A 21,355-nucleotide genomic window follows, 5' to 3' on the forward strand; every position below is an offset into this window, starting at 1 on the left:
CTCATGAAATATCTGGTCTTTTGTGGATTATTCATTTTTATATTGCTAGTTACTTTGCCTGTGGATGCTGCCGTTTGTCACAATCTCCAAGGGCAAAGAGTTTGTATTGCCAATATCCAACGTAGTGCGAAGAAACATTGGGAATATCGAGTCATTGTTAGTGTTGATGGAGATATCCAACCACTAGAACTGTATAATTGCCGTAGTCGATATCGTGTAAGTAAAGATAAGGTCATCGTCAGCTTTGAGCAAAATGATATTGGCACTTTGATTTGCAACACCTTAAATCATCGAAATCGGAAATAGGGGGCTTTATTTCCGCAAAATCTCCTGTATTTACCTTTTCTGAGTAAAAACAACACAGAACATGACAAAAACAGTAAAGCCCAAATAGCCAAATACAGTTACCCATTCTTCCCAATTAGTTGATATGTCCACTGATTTTTTCTAGCGCTACAATCAATATTACAGTGAAGTTGACACCTCCACAGATGGAGAGAGACGGCATTAGGGCGAAAAAGTTAAAATAGGTTGTAGATATCGATAGACATGTAATCTTGATCTTCTAAAGATTAATAGAGAATGCTGGCAGATAAACTAGAAAAAATCCAAGCTTTATTTCGGGAAATGGATCAAGCATTGATTGCTTATTCCGGCGGTGTTGATAGCACTTTGGTGGCAAAAATTGCGTATGATGTTTTAGGTGAGAGCGCTTTGGCTGTAACTGCTGTTTCTCCGTCACTGTTGCCGGAGGAATTGGAAGATGCGAAAATCCAAGCTGCAACCATTGGAATTCGTCATCAAGTTGTGGAAACCCACGAGATGGATAATCCTAAATACACTGCAAACCCCATCAACCGCTGTTATTTTTGCAAAAGCGAACTTCACGACACCCTCAAACCTTTAGCAAACCAATTGGGTTATGCCTATGTCATTGATGGTGTAAATGCTGACGATTTACGAGATTATCGCCCCGGAATCAAAGCTGCAAAAGAACGTGGTGCGCTTTCTCCCCTAGCCGAAATGGGTGTGACGAAGATGGAAGTTCGGCAATTTTCCCAACAACTAGGTTTACCTTGGTGGGATAAACCTGCACAACCCTGTTTAAGTTCCCGTTTTCCCTATGGTGAAGAAATCACAATTTCCAAGTTACAACGGGTTGGTAGATCTGAAATTTTTCTACGTCAACTGGGATGGAATCATTTACGGGTACGTTCTGAAGGTGACACCGCAAAGATTGAATTACCACCAGAAAGAATTAAAGATTTTGTTGCGAACAATGACTTAAATACTGTTGTTCAGAAGTTTCAACAGCTAGGTTTTCTCTATGTGACCCTAGATTTAGAAGGTTATCGTAGTGGTAAGCTGAATCAAGTTCTAACAGTGAAGAGTGAACAGTGATGTATTCACCTTGGGTTGAAGTCCCCGACTTCTCACAAGTAGTAGGTTTCAGTCGGGGTCAAATCCCGGACTGATAATTGATTTAACTAATTTTGGGGAATTCCCCACGGCTCTACAGCCTGGGGATGGATAGCAACAGATGCTCCATCCAGCATCTAAAATATTTGATTTGATTGTAGAAAAATGGTAAGATTAGAGCGGTTGCGACCCACCCAGAAGACTAAGAGGCTACGGTACTCGGCTAAGATTGGGGAAGAGACATAAACCCAGCTGGTAAGCTATTGCTGTAATTCCAAGGTAAGTCTGCCGACAAAATAATCAAACAATCTCAGGAAGTGGGATTGCTGCCTGTGGACGCGGTGTAAGACCAAAAGCTAGACGGCTGGTGGAGGCAATTGCGAATGAGACGGGAAACTCCGTAGACGAATAAAACCGTCCTTGTGCTAGTTGAAATTGGAAGCCCCATTTTCAGCCAAAGGCAAGATGGGGTACTTCACGTAGGTAATTTGTCGCAATATCAAATTATCTCCACTGCTACTGGTACTAAAAAGCATCCATTGATTTTCCATGTTTGATCTGGCTGCTTCTTCATCAAGTACATTGCCCTAACTGGGTTTCCATCTGGAGATAGGAGTAATATTGACTGCGTAATGTTGCCTTGAATAGTAGTAATTGTTTCAAACAATACGGAGCGCGGACGGTAAACAGGTGAATAACCAGTTTTTACCATCTTCATGAAGTTTTCCGGAGTTTGGAATTGGGCTTGAATATCTGGACTAGCTAAAGCGAAAGCTGCTTCACTGTTATCGGTTTGAAATGCTTGGAATTGTTGTTCAATAATGGAGTGAATGATTAGGCGTAGGAGTAGCCCGTCGTAGACATCCCTATCTGTGATTTCCATGCTTTCTTATTGATAGTTTGACCACTAGCAGCAATTTTAGATACAGAAAGGCTCATTATTCCGATAAAATCCTAGCATTATCTCCAAAGCCAAAGCAAATCCCTGTTACTTTTATTTACTTGCCAATACTATTTCCCCTTGACGATTAATAGTCACCGCAGTTTTGGGAAAATCTGCTGCCATCAAATTCCGTAGTAGCGAGATTACCCGAAACCGCTGATCGATATGAGGAATTCCCCGTTTATCCATCCGAATAGGAACAATTTTAGCGGCTGCAAGTTCACCAGATCCCTTTAGCTTGATTTCCAAAATCATTGAGTCACCAGTTTCTCCAGTAGTAGATAAAGTTCGATAACCCAGGAAATTCCCCAAAGAATAAGCAATTAACTTACCTTGATAAATTTCCATTGCCCTAGGAACATGAGGTCCATGTCCTAAGACTAAATCTGCACCCGCATCAATCATCTTCCTAGCAAAATTCACTGAATTCCCGCGATTTTCTCCATAAAAAAATTCAGTTTGGTTTTTAGTTCTTAATGCATTAGTTCCTTCAGCCCCTGCGTGCATGGAAACAATGACAATTTTGGCTTTTTCTTGTGCCGTTTTGACTAATTTTGTTGCAGTTTGTAAATCATGAATGGAATTATATTGTTTATAGGGAGCAAAACCAATCATTGCTACCGGAATTTTATTCCCTGACAACAGCAAAATTTGATTTTTATGTCCAACTGTGGCAATATTCACATTCTCCAGATTTTTTACCGTATCCTTAAAACCCACATTACCAAAATCCATCGCATGATTATTGGCAATATTCAAAACATCAAAACCCACCTCAGAGAATAACTTTGCGTAACTGGGAGGAGAACGAAAAGCAAAAGTTTGTCCTTGGGTGATATCCTTAGAACTGTAAGGGTGATTAGTTAAACTACTTTCAAAATTACCGAATAAAATATCAGCCCTTTGTAAATGCGATCGCACTGACTTGGGAATTAACTTATTCCGATGACTTGGTAGACGATTATCAGGATAATTGGTACCAGGAATAATATCACCAACCGCCTGAATCGTTAGGGTATCATTAAATAATTCTTCCTGAGTTGCGGGGGGTAGACTAATTTTGGGTAGAGGTACAACTTCAACCGGAACACTTCTAGAATCAGAAGCTTGTATTTTTCCTAACTTGATTAACAGACCAATACTGATACCTATACAAAAACAAAAACCAACAAAACTCAACGGCAACAATCTATTCGCAGCTTTATTCAGCATTTTAAACCTCCTAGCAGCATGTGATTAGTTTAGCCTAGAAGTTTGGAAGTACAAGTACAAAATTTAGCCAGCATTGGTATCCAAAAACAAGTAATAAAAAATGGGACAGAATTAGAATCTATCCCACACAATTAATAATTAACGACGGAGAGGGGGGGATTCGAACCCCCGCTAGGTTTCCCTAGAACGCATTTCGAGTGCGTCACCATCAACCACTCGGACACCTCTCCATAAATCTGCTTTGAGCCATTTGGCTAGCGCCATGTAAAATACTATCACGAATCTAATTAAGTCAGCAAAAAGTTAAGAACACTTATCTGAAGATTTCTAAATCTCCATAACTCATATGCAACAAACACAGCTCGCTCAAACAGGTATTTCCGTCAGTGCGATCGCTTTAGGTGGAATGCCTATGTCAATATACGATCGTCCCCCCGAATCTCAATCGATTGACACCATTCACCGTGCATTAGATTTAGGCATCACTTTTATTGACACTGCCGACTCCTACTGTAAAGACGAATCTGATAAACACCATAACGAAAAACTGATATACAGAGCATTACAAACCTACAAAGGTGACACAAGTAAAGTTATCATTGCTACAAAAGGCGGATTAATGCGTCCTAACCAAAGCTGGACACAAAATGGCAACCCTCAGCATTTACGGCAAACAATTCGCGTCAGTTTTGAAGCACTAGGCGGAAAAAAACCCATTGATATTTGGCAATATCATTCACCAGATCCCCAATATACAATCGAAGAATCTCTAAAAGCCGCGAAAGAAGCAGTAGATGAAGGTTTGATTCGGTTTGTTGGTGTTTCCAACTTTTCCGTCGAACAAATCAAACAAGCGCGAGACGTGGTAGATATTGTTTCTGTACAAAATCAATACAGTCCGTGGCAACGTCAACCTGAATTCGATGGTGTTTTAGATTATTGTCAGCAGGAAAACTTGACATTTTTACCTTGGAGTCCATTCGGCGGAATGCGTCGTCACGCAGGGTTACAAGATATGCCAGTATTAGCAAAATTAGCCCAAGAAAAAGCTGTATCTGTGTATTGTATTGTACTAGCATGGCTGCGCTCTAAATCCTCCTGTATTTTGCCAATTCCGGGAGCAAGTAAAGCTTCTAGTGTTGAAGATTCAGTACATGCTATTAATGTCACATTGTCGCAGGAAGAGGTAGAAAGTATAGATCAAGAAACTTCTGCTAAATAGGGGTTAGAAACTGTGCTTTAATTCATACTCTTGGCTTCTAAGTATTCATAAGCTGTAGCGTTTTCATAAAACCTCACGGGATGCAGAAAAATCAGTCACTTTAGTGCTGAGAGGGAAGCGACACGCAGCTTGCGTGCCGAAGGCAGGGATTGTAATCCCCGTGATCTTTCCATATTTTAATTGGTTCCATGATGCGGGTCTTCAATGTATTTCCTAATCAGCTTAATCACATCAAATGCAAGTCAAAACTGCCACTTTTAGCAACAAACCAGCAAAAGCGGCATTTGCCGCTCTTGAATTAATCTCGAACACAGCAATAGACGTAGAACTATCACCAATTCAAAATTATTACCTGCTGGGGTAAAACCAATACTCACAGACGTGAAAAAGTCGATTTTCACCTGTTTTCTGACTCATTCAGCGTCAGTACAAGGTGTACTCGGTAACATCAGACTTCTGCGGCGGAACTCTGCCAGATATTCCTCCAAGGCGACAAATTGCGGCAGATTTAGGCTGTAATAGATCCAGCGTCCTTCCTGCCGAGAGTTTACTAACCCAGCTTCTTTCAAAGTTTTGAGATGAAAAGATAATTTAGATTGGCTGGTTCCTAGATGATCACATAGGTGACACACACATAACTCTTGAGAGCGCAACAGTTCTAATACTTTAATCCGCAGCGGGTCGGACAAAGCGTGAAAACCAGCAATGATGCTATTTGGCGTGAGGGTGTAAGCAGAATTCATCAATAATGATTGAAATATAAGTCTTGTGCTAACCATACTAGGCTAAATTTAGTTTAGACTTCAACAATTGAACCTCGCAGCCCTGATCAGTAAGAACGTAGCTATCTACACTTCCTCCACCACAGGTAAATCAAACCAAAATGTGGTACCCACACCTTCCTCACTTACCAAATTCACCTTACTATTGTGCTTGTCGATAATATTCCGGACAATCGACAAACCTAAACCTGTACCTTCAAGGGTGTGAACGCGGTTTTCAACCCGGAAAAAGCGATCAAAAATAGCTTCTTGATCCTCCACTGCAATACCGATACCAGTATCCGATATTTCGATGCGAACAAAACTTCCTTGGTTAGGGAAATTGGGTTTAGCATCGACTTTATATGCTCGAAAAGCGACTTTACCACCACCAGTAGTAAATTTGAGAGCATTCCCTACCAAATTTCCAAACACTTGCAACAACAAGTCATAATTACCCACAACCAACGGTAAATTGGGAGCAACATCTTGAATTAATTCAATTCCCTTATCTCTGGCATTAAGTTGATAAGTTCGTAAAGTTTGCTCAATCGCTTGCGTTAAATCCAAACCATCCAAGTTATAACTACGTCCTGACTCCAACTTTGATAAATCTAAAACATCATTTACCAACCTAGTCAATCTATCAGTTTCATGATTGACTGTCGTCAAAAACTCTTTCCTCTCTTCTACTGCTAAATCTTCACCGTAATCATGCAGTGTTTCTATGTATGTTTTGATATTAAATAAGGGAGTTCGTAATTCGTGGGAAATATTGCTGATAAATTGACTTTTTGCCTCATTTAGTTCTACCTCACGAGTAATATCCTGCACCGTAATAGCAATACCTTTGATACTTTCCCGTTGAAGATTAAGAACAGTAGTTAACAAAATCCGAACTATTCGCTTAGTTGGTTGCGATAATTGAACCCGAAATTCGGCACTTTCTCGATTTCCTGCGGCAACTTCGTTAAGTGAATTGGAAATATCTGACTGGAGATTTGCTGGGAGGTGATTTACAACATTTTCCCCCACAACCTCTATCCCTTCCCAACCAAAGATACGTCTAGCGGTGGGATTTACCAGCACCACATGCATATTGTTATCAATTAAAACTGCACCATCGGCAATTGTGGAGACGAGGGTTTCTAACTTGGCTTTTTCAGCGGTTAATTCTTCGATATTTTGCTCTTCATAACGTTCTAAACGTTCTGCCATATCATTAAAACTGAAGATTAATTCTCCAAGTTCACCCCCTAAAGGTAAATCGATTCGTTGTTTAAAGTTCCCAGTGGCAATTTCTTGGACACCCACCACTAACTCTTTGATGGGTTTAGTAATTGTTAAAGCATTTACTACCCCTGCTAAAATCACCATTACCCAAATCGTAATGAATACAGCAATGGTGACATCACGGGTAAAATTGCTAGAGACAACACCTGCCGGGTTTGGGTTAATTCCAATTGCTAAAACACCCAGATATTTGCCATTCGCAGTCAGGGGAACAAATACATCGGTAACTTCACCATCTGGGGTTCTGTGTTGCCTCACCATGGGTTTATCAGCATCCACAGCGTAATCATCTGGTAGTTGAATGCTGCGTTGAATGGTAAGAGAGTTTTCTACCTCTGGTTCCCAAAAAGGAACACCGAAGAAAATTTTACCTTCTTCATCCGCATATAACATGTAGCGAACGCTGGAAGTTGTACGGTAAAAACGTTGTGAAAACTGAGCTACCTCTGTAAGATTATTTTCGGCAATAAGTGGGGCAACGTTTGCGGATAGTAGTAGTCCCAAGTCTCGACCAAAACGTGTATCATTGAGCCTTGCGTCCTGCTGAATGGAGTTGATTGCCCAAAACGTTAAACCACTCATGACTAGGGACACCACCAGTGTGGCGGCTCCCAGGAGCTTGGTTTGGAGGGTAAATTGCTGCCACCAGGTGGCTATCGCTTCTCGAATGGGGGTAAAAATAGAGAACATTTTAAAATGAAGTCATTAAATAATTTTTCTTATAGATAGTTCCAACCACTAAAAAATTAACAGTTAATTTGATAAATAGCGAATTCGTGGGATACTAGGGGCTAAGATTTAGCCTAGATGATTTTGCTAGGCTTGCTCGCTTTTTGCGTAATTTTTTTTGGAAGAAGATTTTTAAATACTGAAAAGAGTTGAATCACGCAGAAACTGGCTGCTGATTTTACGGGTTAAATTTTCATTGCAATAATTTTAACCTAACTTGCACTTTGTCTCTGGCGGAATACAGACCTGCACTTAGAGTCCAGGCTGTTGACTGAATTGGTAATTGCTAATTATGTGGGTTTCAAGCTAGGCTGTAAACTTTAATCTAATTTTCACGCTTTTTGTTCATATAGTTTTTGTGTCATCGACTGGTTCCTAGGCTCTGCCTGGGAACCCAAGCCAGAGGCTCTACCTCTTGCCCAGAGTGGAGGCAGAGCCTCCAACTCTGTATTCCTTGCCAGAGACAAGGAACAAGTTATGTCACAGATATTGCGTGAACTTTTAGCTCCAAAAAAGCACAGAGTCAACAGCCTAGTTTCAAGCCCCCACTGATTGCTATTGCCTAGCTTGCTTCTCGCTCTGTGAGTATTGCGTTAGCCTAGCCCATTGCGAATTGGTTTCAACTTTGATGTAATTTTCATGCCTTGAGTTGAGAGAATTTTGATCAAATCCCTGGTTGCTAGTACTCCAGCAAGAAAACTCTGATTGATGGATGAAATTTATTACTGATAACCGATAACCGATTACTTGTAGGGGAAACCGAACAAAAATCACAGTATCTCCAGACATTGTTTGACAATAAACCTGCAAAAATAACTGTAGATGACAAGTATCACATCACTGTTAAATAACAATTAGCCTGAAACATAGGTTATGGTTATGCAAATTCCTAAACTAACTCATTCAATCCGTCAATTCCGCAGTAAAATGTTGGCGCTATCTATTAGTGTTGTATTTATTGCTGGGACTATCAGTGTTTTACCTGTACAGGCGCAACTAGTAACTAATACTACTAACACAGCACAAATTACTAGCCAAAAGCCATCAGCAGCGACAGCCGCCATTGGCAATAGTAGCTTTGTGACATCAGCGGTGAATCGAGTTGGTCCAGCAGTAGTCCGAATTGATACTGAAAGAACAATTACACGACGAGTGAATGATCCGTTTTTTGATGATCCGTTTCTAAGGAGATTTTTTGGTGATAACCTACCGCAACAACTGCCACCAGAACAACAGCGGGGTTTAGGATCAGGTTTTATTCTTGATAAAAGCGGCTTTGTTTTAACCAATGCCCATGTGGTTGATAGAGCTGATAAAGTGACAGTGCGTCTCAAAGATGGACGCTCATTTGAGGGTAAAGTCCAAGGTATAGATGAAGTCACCGATTTAGCCCTAGTCAAAATTAATGCTGGTGGCGATTTACCAGTTGCAGTATTGGGTTCTTCCTCCCAAGTCCAAGTGGGAGATTGGGCGATCGCAGTCGGCAATCCGCTAGGATTAGATAATACTGTCACTTTGGGAATTGTGAGTACTTTGCGTCGTACCAGTCGGGATGTGGGGATTGGTGGTAACAAACGCTTAGAATTTATTCAAACTGATGCAGCAATTAACCCAGGGAATTCTGGTGGTCCCTTGGTAAACGCTTCGGGTGAAGTAATTGGAATTAATACAGCAATTCGCGGTGATGCAATGGGTATTGGCTTTGCTATTCCCATTGATAAAGCAAAAGCGATCGCATCACAACTACAACGCGGTGAAAAGGTAGCACACCCCTTTATTGGTATCGGGATGGAGGATTTAACACCGGAATTAGCCAAAACCATTAATTCAAACCCCAATTCACCGATTCAACTTCCAGAAGTTAAGGGTATTTTAGTTGCACGAGTTGTTCCTAATTCTCCCGCAGCATCCGCAGGCATCCGTCCTGGTGATGTAATTCTCCAAGTTGATGGAAAATTAGTCAACAATGGTGAACAATTACTGAATATTGTGGAACAAAGCCGCATCGGACAAACTTTGCAACTCAAAGTCCAACGTGGAACTCAAACACAACAGTTATCGATTCGCACTGCACAGTTACAGGATGCGTCGTAGAAGATAGAAATATCATCATTTTTCTAGGACAACTTTCAAATCTCTCGTAAACCCGGTTTCTTTCTGAGGAATCGGGTTTATGTGTTATACAAAAAGTCCGTATATGTTCACCTTTATAGGGTGTAGGATCAAGTGCAGCCTCATACAGGATTTATCAGCTATTTTTTTTTCGCTTTCCAAGTTCCTCCATACAGGTAAAAAGGATTGTTTTTACTCACTTTTTCCCAACAATCAGGACATGCGAATATCCATCGACAATCATCTTGGTATTGAATTCGATATAAAATCGCTGTATTTTGGCTGCACAAATCACAGGATTTAGTCCTTAATTGGCGAGGCATAATTATTAATTAGTTGTTTCCAATTGCTGTAACTGTTGCTTTACCCATTCCCGCAGTTTTTCGTCGGGGTCATTTATTTTTCTGTCGCGTAACAGTGACAACACCTGTGAATGGTTGGGATAATGCTTGAGAATTATCTCCAGCGCAGTGTGACGAGGATTAGTTTCATACTCACCATATTTACCTTCGCTACGCTGAAATGGGTCATTAACTGCAACATTACAAAATAATTCAAAAATACCTGATTCATCTTTGAAATTGCGGGCTAATTCCTGTACCGCAGCACCTCGCACATACTCGTTATCATCAGTTTGAGCGTGTTGTTTCAAGATGGGTAGGGTATCGGGGTCATCTTTGAAATTGCGGGCTAATTCCTGTACCGCAGCACCTCGCACAGAGCCGTTATCATCAGTTTGAGCGCGCTGTTTCAAGATGGGTAGGGTATCGGGGTCATCTTTGAAATTGCGGGCTAATTCCTGTACCGCAGCACCTCGCACAGAGCCGTTATCATCAGTTTGAGCGCGCTGTTTCAAGATGGGTAAAGTATCGAGGTCATCTTTGAAATTGCGGGCTAATTCCTGTACCGCAGCACCTCGCACATACTCGTTATCATCAGTTTGAGCGCGCTGTTTCAAGATGGGTAAAGTATCGCGGTCATCTTTGAAATTGCGGGCTAATTCCTGTACCGCAGCACCTCGCACATACTCGTTATCATCAGTTTGGGCGCGTTGTTTCAAGATGGGTAAAGTATCGCGGTCATCTTTGAAATTGCGGGCTAATTCCTGTACCGCAGCACCTCGCACATACTCGTTATCATCAGTTTGGGCGCGTTGTTTCAAGATGGGTAAAGTATCGCGGTCATCTTTGAAATTGCGGGCTAATTCCTGTACCGCAGCACGTCGCATAGACGAGTCATCATCAGTTTGAGCGCGTTGTTTCAACCAGGGTAAAGTATCGGGGTCATCATTCCATGTAGTGACTATGGTTGTTATTGCCAAAGTCCGAATTTCTGTAACGTTTTGGTTATCCGCTACAACATACTGCATGTTGAAAATTGTTAGTTGACGATAAAACCCATAACCAATCAATTTATCAATAACTGCAAATAACTTCCTATCTTGAGTATAAATATCTCGATTTTTCCTTTCCCTGACTTCAGCCAAACATCCCGCAGCTAAAAACAAATTACTAAACTTATTTGCTTCCCCATCAATCCCCATCAAATATTCAATAATCTCCGCGACAAATTTAGGATTAATTACCCCAGCTATTAACCTTAAAACCTCGTGCCAGCTTTCATCATGCCAATGCTGACCAAAAACTTCAGTTTTAAGTTGCTCTAAAGTCAACTTTTGTTCTCTTTCAAATTGCCAGCGAAAAGCTTCAGCACAAAAATATTCTAAAAATGTCCGATGGACAAAGGCGTAATAATTATCACCAGCGTGACACAAAATAAAATTACGCTGACGTAACTCTTCAATCAAAACTTTTGCAGCTTCCCTCGTGTCAATTTTTTGATAACCAATAGTTTCTAAATAACCTTGGAAAATCTGCTGTAAATCATTGCCATTAATTAAATTTCCCGTCAAACCTTTTTCATTTGCCTGCATTTGATGTGCAACTTGCCGCAACATCGCTTGTTTGTCACTTAAATCAATCGGAAACCGAGACATTTTGGCATTAGTTAAATGTCTTTCGGCATCCCATTGTTGTAACAACACTTCCGATGCCTTCTCATACAATGTGCTTCTATCCCGTGGCAATTCCCGATGACGGTTGAGTATTGCCATCATCGTCAATAATAAAGGGTTTCCGGCTAATTCTTTAATCGCTTTACTGCGTTCTATTCCCCTTTCCAATCGTGCTTTTTTATCGGCGGCATCGGTTTTGTCATTAAAGGTTAATTGATGCCATTTATTAATGAAATCCTGAATTTGTTCATCATCAAAATCCTGCAACATCAAGTGACGAAATTCGCTATTACGAAAGCGTTCATCCTTGTAGCCAATGACGCGAGAAGTCACGATTACCTGCACATCGGGAGTAGAGGTTCACAGGATTTAAAGTGTTACCAAGTAAATTAAGTACGAATAGATGGTAGATTAAGATGCATGGATGTAATGTGCCTTGTTTACGGGATTGAAATTCCAAGCTCAGATTGGGAAAAAACTCCACCCAGCATCAAAGAACTGGTGGAGAAAATGGGGCAGCGTATCAAGAAATCCGAACAAGAGTTAGCGGATAAAGAATCCAAAAATCAAGAATTGTTAGAAAAAATCAATCGAACATCAAAAAATTCCTCATCTCCCCCGTCAAGCGACCCACTCAATAGCGAAAAACTTCTATCAAAAAAGAAGAGTGATAAAAAGCGAGGCGGACAACCGGGACATAAAGGGCATAGTCGTCATCTGTATGAAGTATCGGAATGCGACAGCGTTCTAGAACATCAGCCAGAAAAATGTAAGTGTTGTGGAGAAAAGTTAGTAGGAGTTGATAGCAATCCCGTAAGGCATCAAGTAGTCGAAATCCCGCCAATAAATCCCATAATCATAGAACATCGACTACATCAACTCGAATGTCAGCATTGTGGAACCTTGACTCGTGCAAGCTTACCAGCAGATGTACCAATTCGCGGTTACGGTGTAAGGGTAGTGGCACTTGTCGCAGTATTAAGCGGATTATACCGTCACAGTACGCGGATGGTACAAAGCGCGATGCAAGATATTTTTGGAGTCACGATGTGCTTGGGTACAGTAAATAAATTGAGACTCGAAGCAAGCGATGCGATTGCAGAATCGGTATTAGAAGCAAAGACATACGTGCAAAACTCTGCTGTTGTGGGAGCAGATGAAACAAGTTTTAGCCAAGGAAACGTTGATGGATGTAATGATAAAAATAGAAAGGCTTGGCTGTGGGTTGCAGTCACAACGCCACATGCTTCAAGTCGGCAAAGCCGCCCAACGCAGTGGCTCCCCCTAGTAACATTTTTTCAAGTCACACTTTCCCGTTGTACGGATACAGCCAAAAATCTACTGGGGGAAAACTTTGGTGGAATTTTAAACTCCGACCGATATGCATCGTATAACTGGGTTGACTTGGAGCAACGGCAGTTGTGCTGGGCGCACTTAAAAAGGGAATTTATCAAAATATCAGAGCGGGCTGGAGTTTCCCAGGATATTGAAAATGCTCTGGTTGAACAGCAAGAAAAATTATTTGAATTGTGGCATCGAGTTCGAGATGGAACTTTGAGCCGTTGCGAGTTTCAACTTTTAGTCCCACAGATTCGCAACTCAATCAAGTCGAAATTACAAGAAGCTGCAAATTATGAGATTGCAGCACAGGAAAAAACTCCGCTGGCAAAAACCGTTCGTACCTGTCGTCAACTCTTAAAAGTTGAGCAAGCTTTGTGGCTGTTTGTCGAAGTTGAGGATGTGGAACCGACAAATAATGCTGCCGAAAGAGCAATACGTCCTGCTGTCATTTGGAGACGTACCAGTTTTGGCTCCCAAACAAAGGCTGGCAGCAATTTCGTTGCTAGAATGTTGACCGTTGTTACTACCCTAAAGTCCCAACGTCGAAATGTCTTGGAATTTATGACTCAAGCAGTTAGTTCTAAGCGTCACAATCAACCAACTCCTAGTTTACTTCCCCAAATTCCTGTCGATAGAACTTGCTGTCAAAAAAGCTGATAAAAACCTACGAAGTTATTCCCCTATTTCAATTCACATATTACCTTCATCTTTTGACCTATAACTCCTGGAAACACAAGGGTTTCATTTTCTTGTAATTTGCGATCGCCTGTGATCGATTACCATCGGGATATTTATCAGTAAAGCGAATAATATCGTTAATAATGTCTTCCCGTTGAGTTGGGCTAAATACTTCATCCAACCCATCAAACATTACCAAAGCATGGAGGATGTAGTCGATTAGCGGAAATATTAGGAGATGTTTCACACGACAGTGTGAACAGATTCTTGCTTAGAGAAAGGTATGAGCCAAAAGATTTATTCGACATAGTGACAGACATAATCAATTTGTCAGGAGGTATATTAAGCGTAGATGATACAGTCATAGAAAAGTTGTATAGTAATCCAAAATACGCAGAATTAATTGGTTACTTTTGGTCAGGAAAATACCATAAAACTATTAAGGGATTAAATTTAATCACACTTTATTATAGCGATATTCATGGACATTCGGTTCCAATAAATTACAGGATATATGATAAGCAGGAGGGAAAAACAAAAAACGATTATTTCCAAGAAATGGTAGTAGAAGTGATTAGTTGGGGATTAAAACCACAAATAGTTACAGGAGACAGTTGGTACTCAGGAGTAGAAAATCTGAAATTTTTAAGAAACCAGAAATTGGGTTTTCTATTTGGAGTTGAGAAGAACAGAACAGTATCAAAAGAACCTGGAAAGTACTGCCAGGTAAGGATTTTAGATATTCCAAATGAAGGATTAGTAACTCATTTAAGGGAATTTGGGTTTATAAAATTGTTTAGGAAAGACTTTAAAAAAGAAGACTCTAGACATTATATATTTCATCTGCCTTCAGAAGAAAATCTCAAAGAGTGTTTAGAACAGATAACCAGAAGTACTTTCGTTACAATTCATGATACACATTGGGGCATTGAAACTTTTCATAGAGCAATAAAACAGCTATGTGGTATTTGTCGGTTCATGGTTAGAGATAGCTATGCAATAAAAACACATATATTCTGCTCGCTTCAAGCATTTGTTCGTTTAGAAAAAATGCGCTCTGAAAAAACCATTAGCAATTGGTACGAAGTACAAAGAAACCTATTTACAAATGTTATTCGTGAATATGTTTTGGATAATTTGAGTGCTACTTGTGCGGCTTAAATACATAGACTAGTTTTCTTGTCAATGCGTAAGTCCTAGTCTATCTTGGAAACTGTAGTTTTCCATCAAGATCTTGAGATTGCTTCCTTACGTCGCAATGACGCATTTGAATCGCTCAAAAAACTCCGGGTTTCATCATGGACGAGGTTTATTCGGATTGTGGCAGAATGCGATCGCATAACATCAACATTGGGGTAATTATTCAGATTGTGGCACAGTGCGATCGCATAACATCAATACCCCCCTAATTATCAACATTGTGGCAGAATGCGATCGCACTCTCTCATGCATTTAAGTAATCGCGCAGAATTATTTACACACAAGTATCTAGTCTGGATAAGGGTTTCATACCTTAATATTGTGTAATTAATTTTGTTTAACTACTTATTACTTCCTCTGTAAATACTGCCGCAAACTCAATAAACTAGCTGTATGTGCTAAAGATAACGGCAGAATAGATACACCCTCAATCCGAGATTGCACCCAACCTTCTCCCCAATACCATTCGTGGAAACCATCAATTCCTTGACTCAGAAGCAAGCGAAGGGAATTAGTATTTACAACATCTACCTGATGATGAATCGGAATTAATCCCACTTGACGGGTAAACTGTAAGCCTGAGTGCAGTTCTGTAGGCATTTTGGCTGTAAAGTTGCCAGGTAGCAACCATTTTTCTAATTGCATTGGCAGCAATAGACTATCATGGATAGCTGTGGCAGTTGCATCTAGTTCGATTCGCAGTTGAGTTTGTTGAAATTTACCAAACATGTGTAAAATCTGGGAAGCTTTGTTTTTAGTATGACAAACACTTGCGGCAGGGTGTGGAAAAAAACAAGAAAAGCATTTACCAATTTTTGAGCGCTTTTTGATTGCATAAGTCTAATTACCGACGATAAGCACTTTACAATAGTAAACATGTGTTTATTAAGAAATGTTAGGTTATCATGGCGGATCAGCTAATTCGTGCAACAGCAGCCGATGGAGGCATTCGGGTAGTGGGTGCCATTACCACACGCCTGACAGAGGAGACACGGCAACGCCATAATTTATCCTATGTGGCAACAGCAGCAATAGGTCGAACTATGGTAGCTGGCTTACTAATGGCTTCTAGTATGAAGCGGCAGGGGTCACGGGTGAATGTGCGAGTTAAGGGTGACGGTCCTCTGGGCGGTATACTGGTGGATGCTGGGTTAGATGGAACTGTGCGGGGTTTTGTCGAAAACCCATCCGTAGAGTTACCTCCAAACTCTAAAGGTAAGCTTGATGTCGGTGGTGCAGTTGGTAAGGGTTTTCTGTATGTGGTGCGCGATGTTGGCTATGGATACCCGTATTCCAGTACTGTCGAGTTAGTTTCAGGGGAAATTGGTGACGACATAGCTCACTATTTGGTAAGTTCGGAACAAACTCCATCAGCCTTTGTTGTGGGTGTATTTGTCGAACCAAGTGGAGTAACCGCAGCAGGTGGAATATTGGTGCAGGTTCTACCAAAAGCTGCGCGTGATGAAGCTTTAGTGGCAACTTTAGAATCTAGGATAGCGGCACTATCTGGTTTCACTCCGTTGATGCAATCTGGTAAATCTTTGGGTGATATTTTTCACGATTTATTAGGAGATATGGGGTTAACAATATTTCCAGAAACCCAGATATTACGCTTTCATTGTGGTTGTTCGTTTGAACGGGTTTTGGGTGCTTTGACAATTTTGGGAGAAGCAGAACTACAGGACATGATTGTTAAAGATCATGGTGCAGAAGTTACTTGTGATTTTTGCGGTACTGTATACCAAGCAAGTGAGCATGATTTAACTAAACTGATTGATAATTTGCAAAATGATGCATCTGAATCAGTTAACAGTTAACTAGTTTCAGTTATGAAATGTCAGTTAACAGTTATTAGCTGTTGCTAAGAAATAAACCCATAAAACAACTAATCGAAGTTGTAAGTTATACAATCTCTTTGAAAATTAGAGTTTGTGTATCTTGGAATTGTTGAAAATGTAGAGATGCTGTCATGAGAAAGCTAGCTTTTTCTCAGGGAGAAAGTTACTATGACAGAAACTGAAGTTGGATCTTCTAAAACAGATTGTTATTACATTATTGTGGTGTGAGAGATGACAGAGCGGGATATTCCAGATAGTTGGTCAGCAGATAAAGGCAGACCACAAGATGAAACCACGAGGTTATCTCGAAATCAGCAATTTATTGAAACCAATGCGTCTGGTGTCTCAGGTACCAGTTCTAAATCCAAGTCAGTGAAACAACAAACAAGTAATTCGCCAAAGCTAGATTTACAGAAGCAAACAAAATCTACAAAAATTCAGGGTAAAAAACCTGGTAAGCTACCTGGTTTTATCAAGAGTTGGGTTTTGTGGGGAGCGCTTTTAGCTTTGGTACCAGGGACAATTGGTTTTATGGCGATGGCAATATTATTTAAGTTGCCTTCTGCACCCAATTGTCCAGCAATTTTCTGGCCCCTTGCTAGCGCTTCGGTACGGTTACATTGCGCTCAAGTGGCAGCTTCTAAGCAAACTACAAATGATTTACTACAAGCGATCGCATTAGTTAAACAACTACCAGCAAATCATCCCCTACGTCCAGAAATTGACCGGATGCTGGAAGAATGGTCAATGGAAATCCTCAAAATTGCGGAAATTGGTTTCCAAGATGGGAAACTGGATCAAGCGATCGCATCTGCTCACAAAATACCCAAGGATCTACCTGCATATAGCAAGGTAGAAGAAAAAATTGCCAAGTGGAGATCCGTTTGGGCAAAAGCTGAAGGCATTTATCGAGAGGCAGAAGATGAGATACGGGAAGCACGTTGGCATGACGCTTTTATGGCAGCTTCTCAATTGTTGCGTATAGATAACAAATTTTGGGAAACAACTAAGTATCAACAGTTAAATAACTTGATTACCAAAACTAGGGAAGATGGTGATAAGTTAGCCAAAGCTGAAGGTTTAGCCAAAAATAATAGTGTTGATGATTTAGTAGCAGCAATTAAGTTAGCCGAAGGAATCACCGCAGATAGTTATCTTTATCAGAAAGCCCAGGAAGCAATCCCCCTATTTGGACGGCAAATGTTGGAAATTGCCGAACGCAAACTCAACAAGCGTGACGCAGATGAGGCAATTTCTATTGCCCAACAAATCCCCGCAAATGCCGGATTACAAACCGAAACTGAAGACTTTATCGCCATTGCCGATGCTCAACGCAATGCCTGGGTTGGTACAGTTTCCGGCTTAGAGGCAGCTATTGCCCAAGCACAACAAATCAATTCCGACAGAGCAGTGTATCCCAAAGCACAACAGTTAATTGCTAGTTGGCAGCTAGAAATCCAAGATGTAGGGCGTTTAGAAAAAGCCCGTCTACTAGCAACTCAGGGTACAGTGCCAGATTTAACATCAGCCATAGCCGAAGCCCAATTAGTCCCAGTTGGTAATCCCCGCTCCCGTGAAGCCCGCCAAGAGATTAATCGCTGGGCATCACAGGTACAAACCATTGAAGATAGACCAATTTTAGACAGAGCGGATCAACTGGCATTACTCCAAGACCCCGGTTCCTTGCAAGCAGCGATCGCTGAAGCCACCCGAATCCGTCGGGGACGTGCTTTATATTCTGAAGCCAGGGAAAAAATCGGTGCTTGGACAGCTTCAATTCAGCGTGTTCAAGATCAACCATATTTAGATCGAGCCAGGGAATTAGCTAGTAGTGGCAATCTTTCCAGTGCGGTTGAAGTCGCCAGACAAATTACAGGCAACCGGGCATTGTCGGGCGAAGCAGAAGCCGCTATTAGTGATTGGCAAGGACAGTTAAATGCCCGCGTCAACTGGAAAAAAGCGCGAGAAGTGGCATTAAAAGGAACACCCGACGCACTAGCTGAGGCGATTCGCTTGGCAAATACAATACCAAGAAGTAGTGGTTTTCACGTAGATGCCAATACAGCCGCTGATCAATGGAGTCAGCAGATTCTAGAGATTGCGCGATCGCAATCCGACTCAGACATCCCTCGCGCCATCGAAACAGTAAGATTAATCCCACGGGGTACAGCCGCTTATAGTTCGGGAAAGGAACAAATTAGTGCTTGGAGACAACTTCTTCAACCTGTACCAGAACCACAGGAAACACAAGAACCACAACCAACAACTTCAGGACAGTAAACACTAAATCAGTTGAAACCTAAAACTTATATGGCATTGAGACAGTCCACATAAAAAAATTTCATCGTCAAGCATGTAAGCGGTTTTCTCCCTACTCACCACTCACTTACAACTCAGGATGATTATAATCGTAATGGGTGTTTCCGGTTCTGGAAAAACTACCGTCGGCAAATTATTGGCAGATTCTTGTGGTTGGGAATTTAGTGATGCTGATAACTTCCACTCAAAAGAAAATATTGAGAAAATGGGACGCGGTATTCCTCTTTCCGAAGCTGACAGAATACCTTGGTTGCAAGATTTACAAACAGCAATTAAACACTGGTTACAAGAAAATAAAAATGTAGTTCTGGCATGTTCAGCATTAAAAGATAGCTATCGTCAATTTCTAACATTTGATAGTGCTATTCACCAGGACTGCTTTCAAAACAATTACGTACAAATAGTTTATCTCAAGGGGTCTTATGAAATCATTCAAAAGCGACTCCAAGAACGTGAAAACCATTACATGAGCGAAATACTTCTTGATAGTCAGTTTGATACCCTAGAAGAACCTTTGAACAGTATTTCTATGGATATTCAAAACTCTCCACAGGTAATTGTAGAAGATATTAGAGCAGTTTTGAATATTTAACCACCACAACGATATATTTTATAACTATACTCCCCAGCAAAACTACCATGTTGTTGATCACGAATACACTGCTGAGAATCTAGATCAATTTGATTGCGGAACCCCACCAACCAAAAATCAAAAGGTCGAGGAATTTTAGTCAACTCTTCTTGTAAAATTTTTACAGCTTGATCGGAAATCTGAGATTCTGGAGATTTTCGAGCAAGAAAAAACTGTAAATTGCTATTGGGTGAATGTCTTAATTCCCAAGCTAAACCCATCATTCTTCCAGTTTGTCCATGATGTAGATGAGTTGTGGCAATCAGCACTTTGTTGGGCGATACTTGATGAATTATATCAGCAAGAATATCAGGACGTTGGTTTTGTAGATAGCCTAAATTCCAAGCTACAGTTATATTCCCAACTGCTGCCATCAACCAAATTATCAAAACTGCAACTTTCCCGTTTACCGATAGCCGAAACCTATGCTGATTTTGTTTTCTTTGCCAACAACCAGCCAAGGCAACAGCCACAAGTAAAATAACTACTGGTGCATAGATAAATTGGAAACGAGCAGCTAAAGTTAAATCCTTCCTCAGAATATAGGTAAAGAATAAGCATAATGCGATCGCACTGAAGAGATACTCCCTGAAAATTCGTACAGCTAAATCAGTATCAGCATCTTGCTGCTGCATTTGTTTTAATCCATCAATTAGATGAGGCAGACTCCACACCAAAAATAGCAAAGTCGCAATTCCAGAAATAATTATAATTAATGACGGTAAAATTGTCGGCGCTGAAGGTAAAAGCAACAACATACTGGTAATCCAAAGTATTAACCGTCCCAAAGGTTCTAACCATATTGTGTAAGAATTGCTGCTTGTAACCCAGCTTGTGAGATCGCTACCAGGAATCCTTTGTAGAGTTGGTATCCAGAAAATAAATCCCATCAAAGTACCCACAGCAGACATTCCCAAACGTTGCCAATTGAGTTTTATAGATACGCGCTTTTTAAGTATTTGCCACAATAAAACAACGGCTTGACTACAAATAGTAAAAGTGAAAAAATAATGGGTGGCAATTCCTAAACTGTTGATAGCGACCCAGGTTAATATTAACCATATAGGCAGAGATTTTTGACGATAGATAAATTCAACTGCTTTAACAAAGCAACATAGAGAAGCAATCACCAGCAGCATAACTAAAGTATAGTGACGCGCTTCCCTAGCTAAAAATATAGTGTAAGGCGAAACAGCCATCATAGCTGCCGCCATTTGAGCTATTAACTTAGAACGAAACGTTAAATAGCCAAAACCAAACATCGCCGGAATCGATATTACCCCAAAAAATCCACTTAGCGATCGCGCTACCCAAATAGAGGCTAATTCTCCTGGATGTGAAAACATCTTCATCCAGAAATGGGCTAGTACAAAATAAACTGGAGGGTGAGTGCTTTCATTGAATAAATGCTCTAAAACTGAATTAACTCCCGATGCAGGGTTTAATTGTAGTGGTTGCAATAAGACATCAGAACTAATTATCTGATTCAGTGGCACCGTCCGGAAACTATTACCCAAGCTAAAAACAAGCGTTGCACACTCATCAGTCCAAGGTGGCAAAGATTCCAGACGCAGAAAGCGTAAACTAGTGCCAATAGCTAACCACAGCAGTATCAAGAGTAAGTGAGAGCGATTATTCATTAA

Annotated in this window: 18 protein-coding genes and 1 tRNA gene; 9 read left to right on the forward strand and 10 right to left on the reverse strand. The window is 40.7% G+C overall.

Features of this window, described 5'->3' with window-relative positions:
- Positions 1-3 precede the first annotated feature (3 nt).
- Positions 4-306 carry a hypothetical protein gene (locus CAL6303_RS25245; RefSeq protein ID WP_015200675.1) on the forward strand — a complete coding sequence of 101 codons (303 nt, stop codon included), beginning with the start codon at positions 4-6 and terminating at the stop codon, positions 304-306.
- A 276-nt stretch (positions 307-582) separates the two neighbouring features.
- Entirely contained in the window at positions 583-1,401 is an 819-nt protein-coding gene (larE, locus tag CAL6303_RS25250; protein WP_015200676.1) for an ATP-dependent sacrificial sulfur transferase LarE, read from the forward strand.
- 517 nt (positions 1,402-1,918) lie between these two features.
- Here the strand turns inward: larE and CAL6303_RS25255 are convergent.
- The 3 genes from CAL6303_RS25255 to CAL6303_RS25265 all read right to left on the reverse strand — a co-directional run bounded on the left by CAL6303_RS25255 (position 1,919) and on the right by CAL6303_RS25265 (position 3,804).
- Positions 1,919-2,302: a DUF4864 domain-containing protein gene (locus CAL6303_RS25255; protein ID WP_015200677.1), complete on the reverse strand. Its 384-nt coding sequence runs from the start codon at positions 2,300-2,302 to the stop codon at positions 1,919-1,921.
- A 111-nt stretch (positions 2,303-2,413) separates the two neighbouring features.
- Positions 2,414-3,574, reverse strand: a complete 1,161-nt coding sequence (locus CAL6303_RS25260; RefSeq protein ID WP_015200678.1) for a CapA family protein — start codon at positions 3,572-3,574, stop codon at positions 2,414-2,416.
- A gap of 145 nt (positions 3,575-3,719) precedes the next feature.
- Positions 3,720-3,804, reverse strand: a tRNA-Ser gene (locus CAL6303_RS25265).
- Positions 3,805-3,920: 116 nt separating this feature from the next.
- Here CAL6303_RS25265 and CAL6303_RS25270 point away from each other — a divergent pair.
- Complete coding sequence (locus tag CAL6303_RS25270) at positions 3,921-4,796, forward strand: aldo/keto reductase (protein WP_015200679.1); 876 nt, start codon at positions 3,921-3,923, stop codon at positions 4,794-4,796.
- A 413-nt stretch (positions 4,797-5,209) separates the two neighbouring features.
- Here CAL6303_RS25270 and CAL6303_RS25275 read toward each other — a convergent pair whose 3' ends face one another.
- Together CAL6303_RS25275 and nblS are read right to left on the reverse strand one after the other, a co-directional pair.
- A complete protein-coding gene (locus CAL6303_RS25275) occupies positions 5,210-5,539 on the reverse strand; it encodes an ArsR/SmtB family transcription factor (RefSeq protein WP_041740916.1) in 330 nt (109 codons plus the stop codon).
- A 105-nt stretch (positions 5,540-5,644) separates the two neighbouring features.
- Positions 5,645-7,540: a two-component system sensor histidine kinase NblS gene (gene nblS / locus CAL6303_RS25280; RefSeq protein WP_015200681.1), complete on the reverse strand. Its 1,896-nt coding sequence runs from the start codon at positions 7,538-7,540 to the stop codon at positions 5,645-5,647.
- Positions 7,541-8,458: 918 nt separating this feature from the next.
- On the opposite strand from nblS, the gene CAL6303_RS25290 reads away from it, so the two are divergent.
- Positions 8,459-9,673 (forward strand): HhoA/HhoB/HtrA family serine endopeptidase, encoded by a 1,215-nt coding sequence (locus tag CAL6303_RS25290; protein WP_015200682.1) that lies wholly within the window; start codon positions 8,459-8,461, stop codon positions 9,671-9,673.
- A gap of 158 nt (positions 9,674-9,831) precedes the next feature.
- Here the strand turns inward: CAL6303_RS25290 and CAL6303_RS29530 are convergent, their stop codons facing one another.
- A complete protein-coding gene (locus tag CAL6303_RS29530) occupies positions 9,832-10,014 on the reverse strand; it encodes a hypothetical protein (RefSeq protein ID WP_015200683.1) in 183 nt (60 codons plus the stop codon).
- A gap of 5 nt (positions 10,015-10,019) precedes the next feature.
- Positions 10,020-12,038, reverse strand: coding sequence for a HEAT repeat domain-containing protein (locus tag CAL6303_RS25295; RefSeq protein ID WP_051036738.1), 2,019 nt, complete (start codon positions 12,036-12,038; stop codon positions 10,020-10,022).
- A gap of 87 nt (positions 12,039-12,125) precedes the next feature.
- Here CAL6303_RS25295 and tnpC point away from each other — a divergent pair, with 87 nt between their 5' ends.
- Positions 12,126-13,703, forward strand: coding sequence for an IS66 family transposase (gene tnpC, locus CAL6303_RS25300; RefSeq protein WP_015200684.1), 1,578 nt, complete (start codon positions 12,126-12,128; stop codon positions 13,701-13,703).
- Between the two features lie 58 nt (positions 13,704-13,761).
- Here the strand turns inward: tnpC and CAL6303_RS30070 are convergent, their stop codons facing one another.
- A complete protein-coding gene (locus CAL6303_RS30070) occupies positions 13,762-13,971 on the reverse strand; it encodes a hypothetical protein (RefSeq protein ID WP_144051081.1) in 210 nt (69 codons plus the stop codon).
- On the opposite strand from CAL6303_RS30070, the gene CAL6303_RS25305 reads away from it, so the two are divergent.
- On the forward strand, positions 13,893-14,885 hold the full coding sequence (locus tag CAL6303_RS25305; protein ID WP_083866340.1) for a transposase: 993 nt from the start codon (positions 13,893-13,895) through the stop codon (positions 14,883-14,885). The genes CAL6303_RS30070 and CAL6303_RS25305 overlap by 79 nt on opposite strands.
- 387 nt (positions 14,886-15,272) lie before the next feature.
- Here the strand turns inward: CAL6303_RS25305 and CAL6303_RS25310 are convergent, their stop codons facing one another.
- Positions 15,273-15,653, reverse strand: a complete 381-nt coding sequence (locus CAL6303_RS25310; RefSeq protein WP_015200686.1) for a hypothetical protein — start codon at positions 15,651-15,653, stop codon at positions 15,273-15,275.
- A gap of 176 nt (positions 15,654-15,829) precedes the next feature.
- On the opposite strand from CAL6303_RS25310, the gene hslO reads away from it, so the two are divergent.
- From hslO to CAL6303_RS25325, 3 genes are all read left to right on the forward strand, one after another.
- Positions 15,830-16,741, forward strand: coding sequence for an Hsp33 family molecular chaperone HslO (hslO, locus tag CAL6303_RS25315; RefSeq protein ID WP_015200687.1), 912 nt, complete (start codon positions 15,830-15,832; stop codon positions 16,739-16,741).
- Between the two features lie 252 nt (positions 16,742-16,993).
- Positions 16,994-19,042 carry a hypothetical protein gene (locus CAL6303_RS25320; protein WP_015200688.1) on the forward strand — a complete coding sequence of 683 codons (2,049 nt, stop codon included), beginning with the start codon at positions 16,994-16,996 and terminating at the stop codon, positions 19,040-19,042.
- A 118-nt stretch (positions 19,043-19,160) separates the two neighbouring features.
- Positions 19,161-19,673, forward strand: coding sequence for a gluconokinase (locus CAL6303_RS25325; RefSeq protein WP_083866341.1), 513 nt, complete (start codon positions 19,161-19,163; stop codon positions 19,671-19,673).
- Here CAL6303_RS25325 and CAL6303_RS25330 read toward each other — a convergent pair.
- Positions 19,670-21,352 (reverse strand): phospholipid carrier-dependent glycosyltransferase, encoded by a 1,683-nt coding sequence (locus CAL6303_RS25330; protein WP_015200690.1) that lies wholly within the window; start codon positions 21,350-21,352, stop codon positions 19,670-19,672. The genes CAL6303_RS25325 and CAL6303_RS25330 overlap by 4 nt on opposite strands.
- Positions 21,353-21,355 lie beyond the last annotated feature (3 nt).

Source organism: Calothrix sp. PCC 6303 (assembly GCF_000317435.1).
In the GTDB taxonomy this organism is placed as follows: Bacteria; Cyanobacteriota; Cyanobacteriia; order Cyanobacteriales; family Nostocaceae; genus PCC-6303.

Excerpts from the sequence above, each read along its gene's own strand:
- CAL6303_RS25245 (WP_015200675.1), top strand. The coding sequence starts at position 4 with ATGAAATATCTGGTCTTTTGTGGATTATTCATTTTTATATTGCTAGTT.
- larE (WP_015200676.1), top strand. The coding sequence starts at position 583 with ATGCTGGCAGATAAACTAGAAAAAATCCAAGCTTTATTTCGGGAAATG.
- CAL6303_RS25255 (WP_015200677.1), bottom strand. The coding sequence starts at position 2,302 with ATGGAAATCACAGATAGGGATGTCTACGACGGGCTACTCCTACGCCTA.
- CAL6303_RS25260 (WP_015200678.1), bottom strand. The coding sequence starts at position 3,574 with ATGCTGAATAAAGCTGCGAATAGATTGTTGCCGTTGAGTTTTGTTGGT.
- CAL6303_RS25270 (WP_015200679.1), top strand. The coding sequence starts at position 3,921 with ATGCAACAAACACAGCTCGCTCAAACAGGTATTTCCGTCAGTGCGATC.
- CAL6303_RS25275 (WP_041740916.1), bottom strand. The coding sequence starts at position 5,539 with ATGAATTCTGCTTACACCCTCACGCCAAATAGCATCATTGCTGGTTTT.
- nblS (WP_015200681.1), bottom strand. The coding sequence starts at position 7,540 with ATGTTCTCTATTTTTACCCCCATTCGAGAAGCGATAGCCACCTGGTGG.
- CAL6303_RS25290 (WP_015200682.1), top strand. The coding sequence starts at position 8,459 with ATGCAAATTCCTAAACTAACTCATTCAATCCGTCAATTCCGCAGTAAA.
- CAL6303_RS29530 (WP_015200683.1), bottom strand. The coding sequence starts at position 10,014 with ATGCCTCGCCAATTAAGGACTAAATCCTGTGATTTGTGCAGCCAAAAT.
- tnpC (WP_015200684.1), top strand. The coding sequence starts at position 12,126 with ATGGATGTAATGTGCCTTGTTTACGGGATTGAAATTCCAAGCTCAGAT.
- CAL6303_RS25310 (WP_015200686.1), bottom strand. The coding sequence starts at position 15,653 with ATGTTTGGTAAATTTCAACAAACTCAACTGCGAATCGAACTAGATGCA.
- hslO (WP_015200687.1), top strand. The coding sequence starts at position 15,830 with ATGGCGGATCAGCTAATTCGTGCAACAGCAGCCGATGGAGGCATTCGG.
- CAL6303_RS25320 (WP_015200688.1), top strand. The coding sequence starts at position 16,994 with ATGACAGAGCGGGATATTCCAGATAGTTGGTCAGCAGATAAAGGCAGA.
- CAL6303_RS25325 (WP_083866341.1), top strand. The coding sequence starts at position 19,161 with ATGATTATAATCGTAATGGGTGTTTCCGGTTCTGGAAAAACTACCGTC.
- CAL6303_RS25330 (WP_015200690.1), bottom strand. The coding sequence starts at position 21,352 with ATGAATAATCGCTCTCACTTACTCTTGATACTGCTGTGGTTAGCTATT.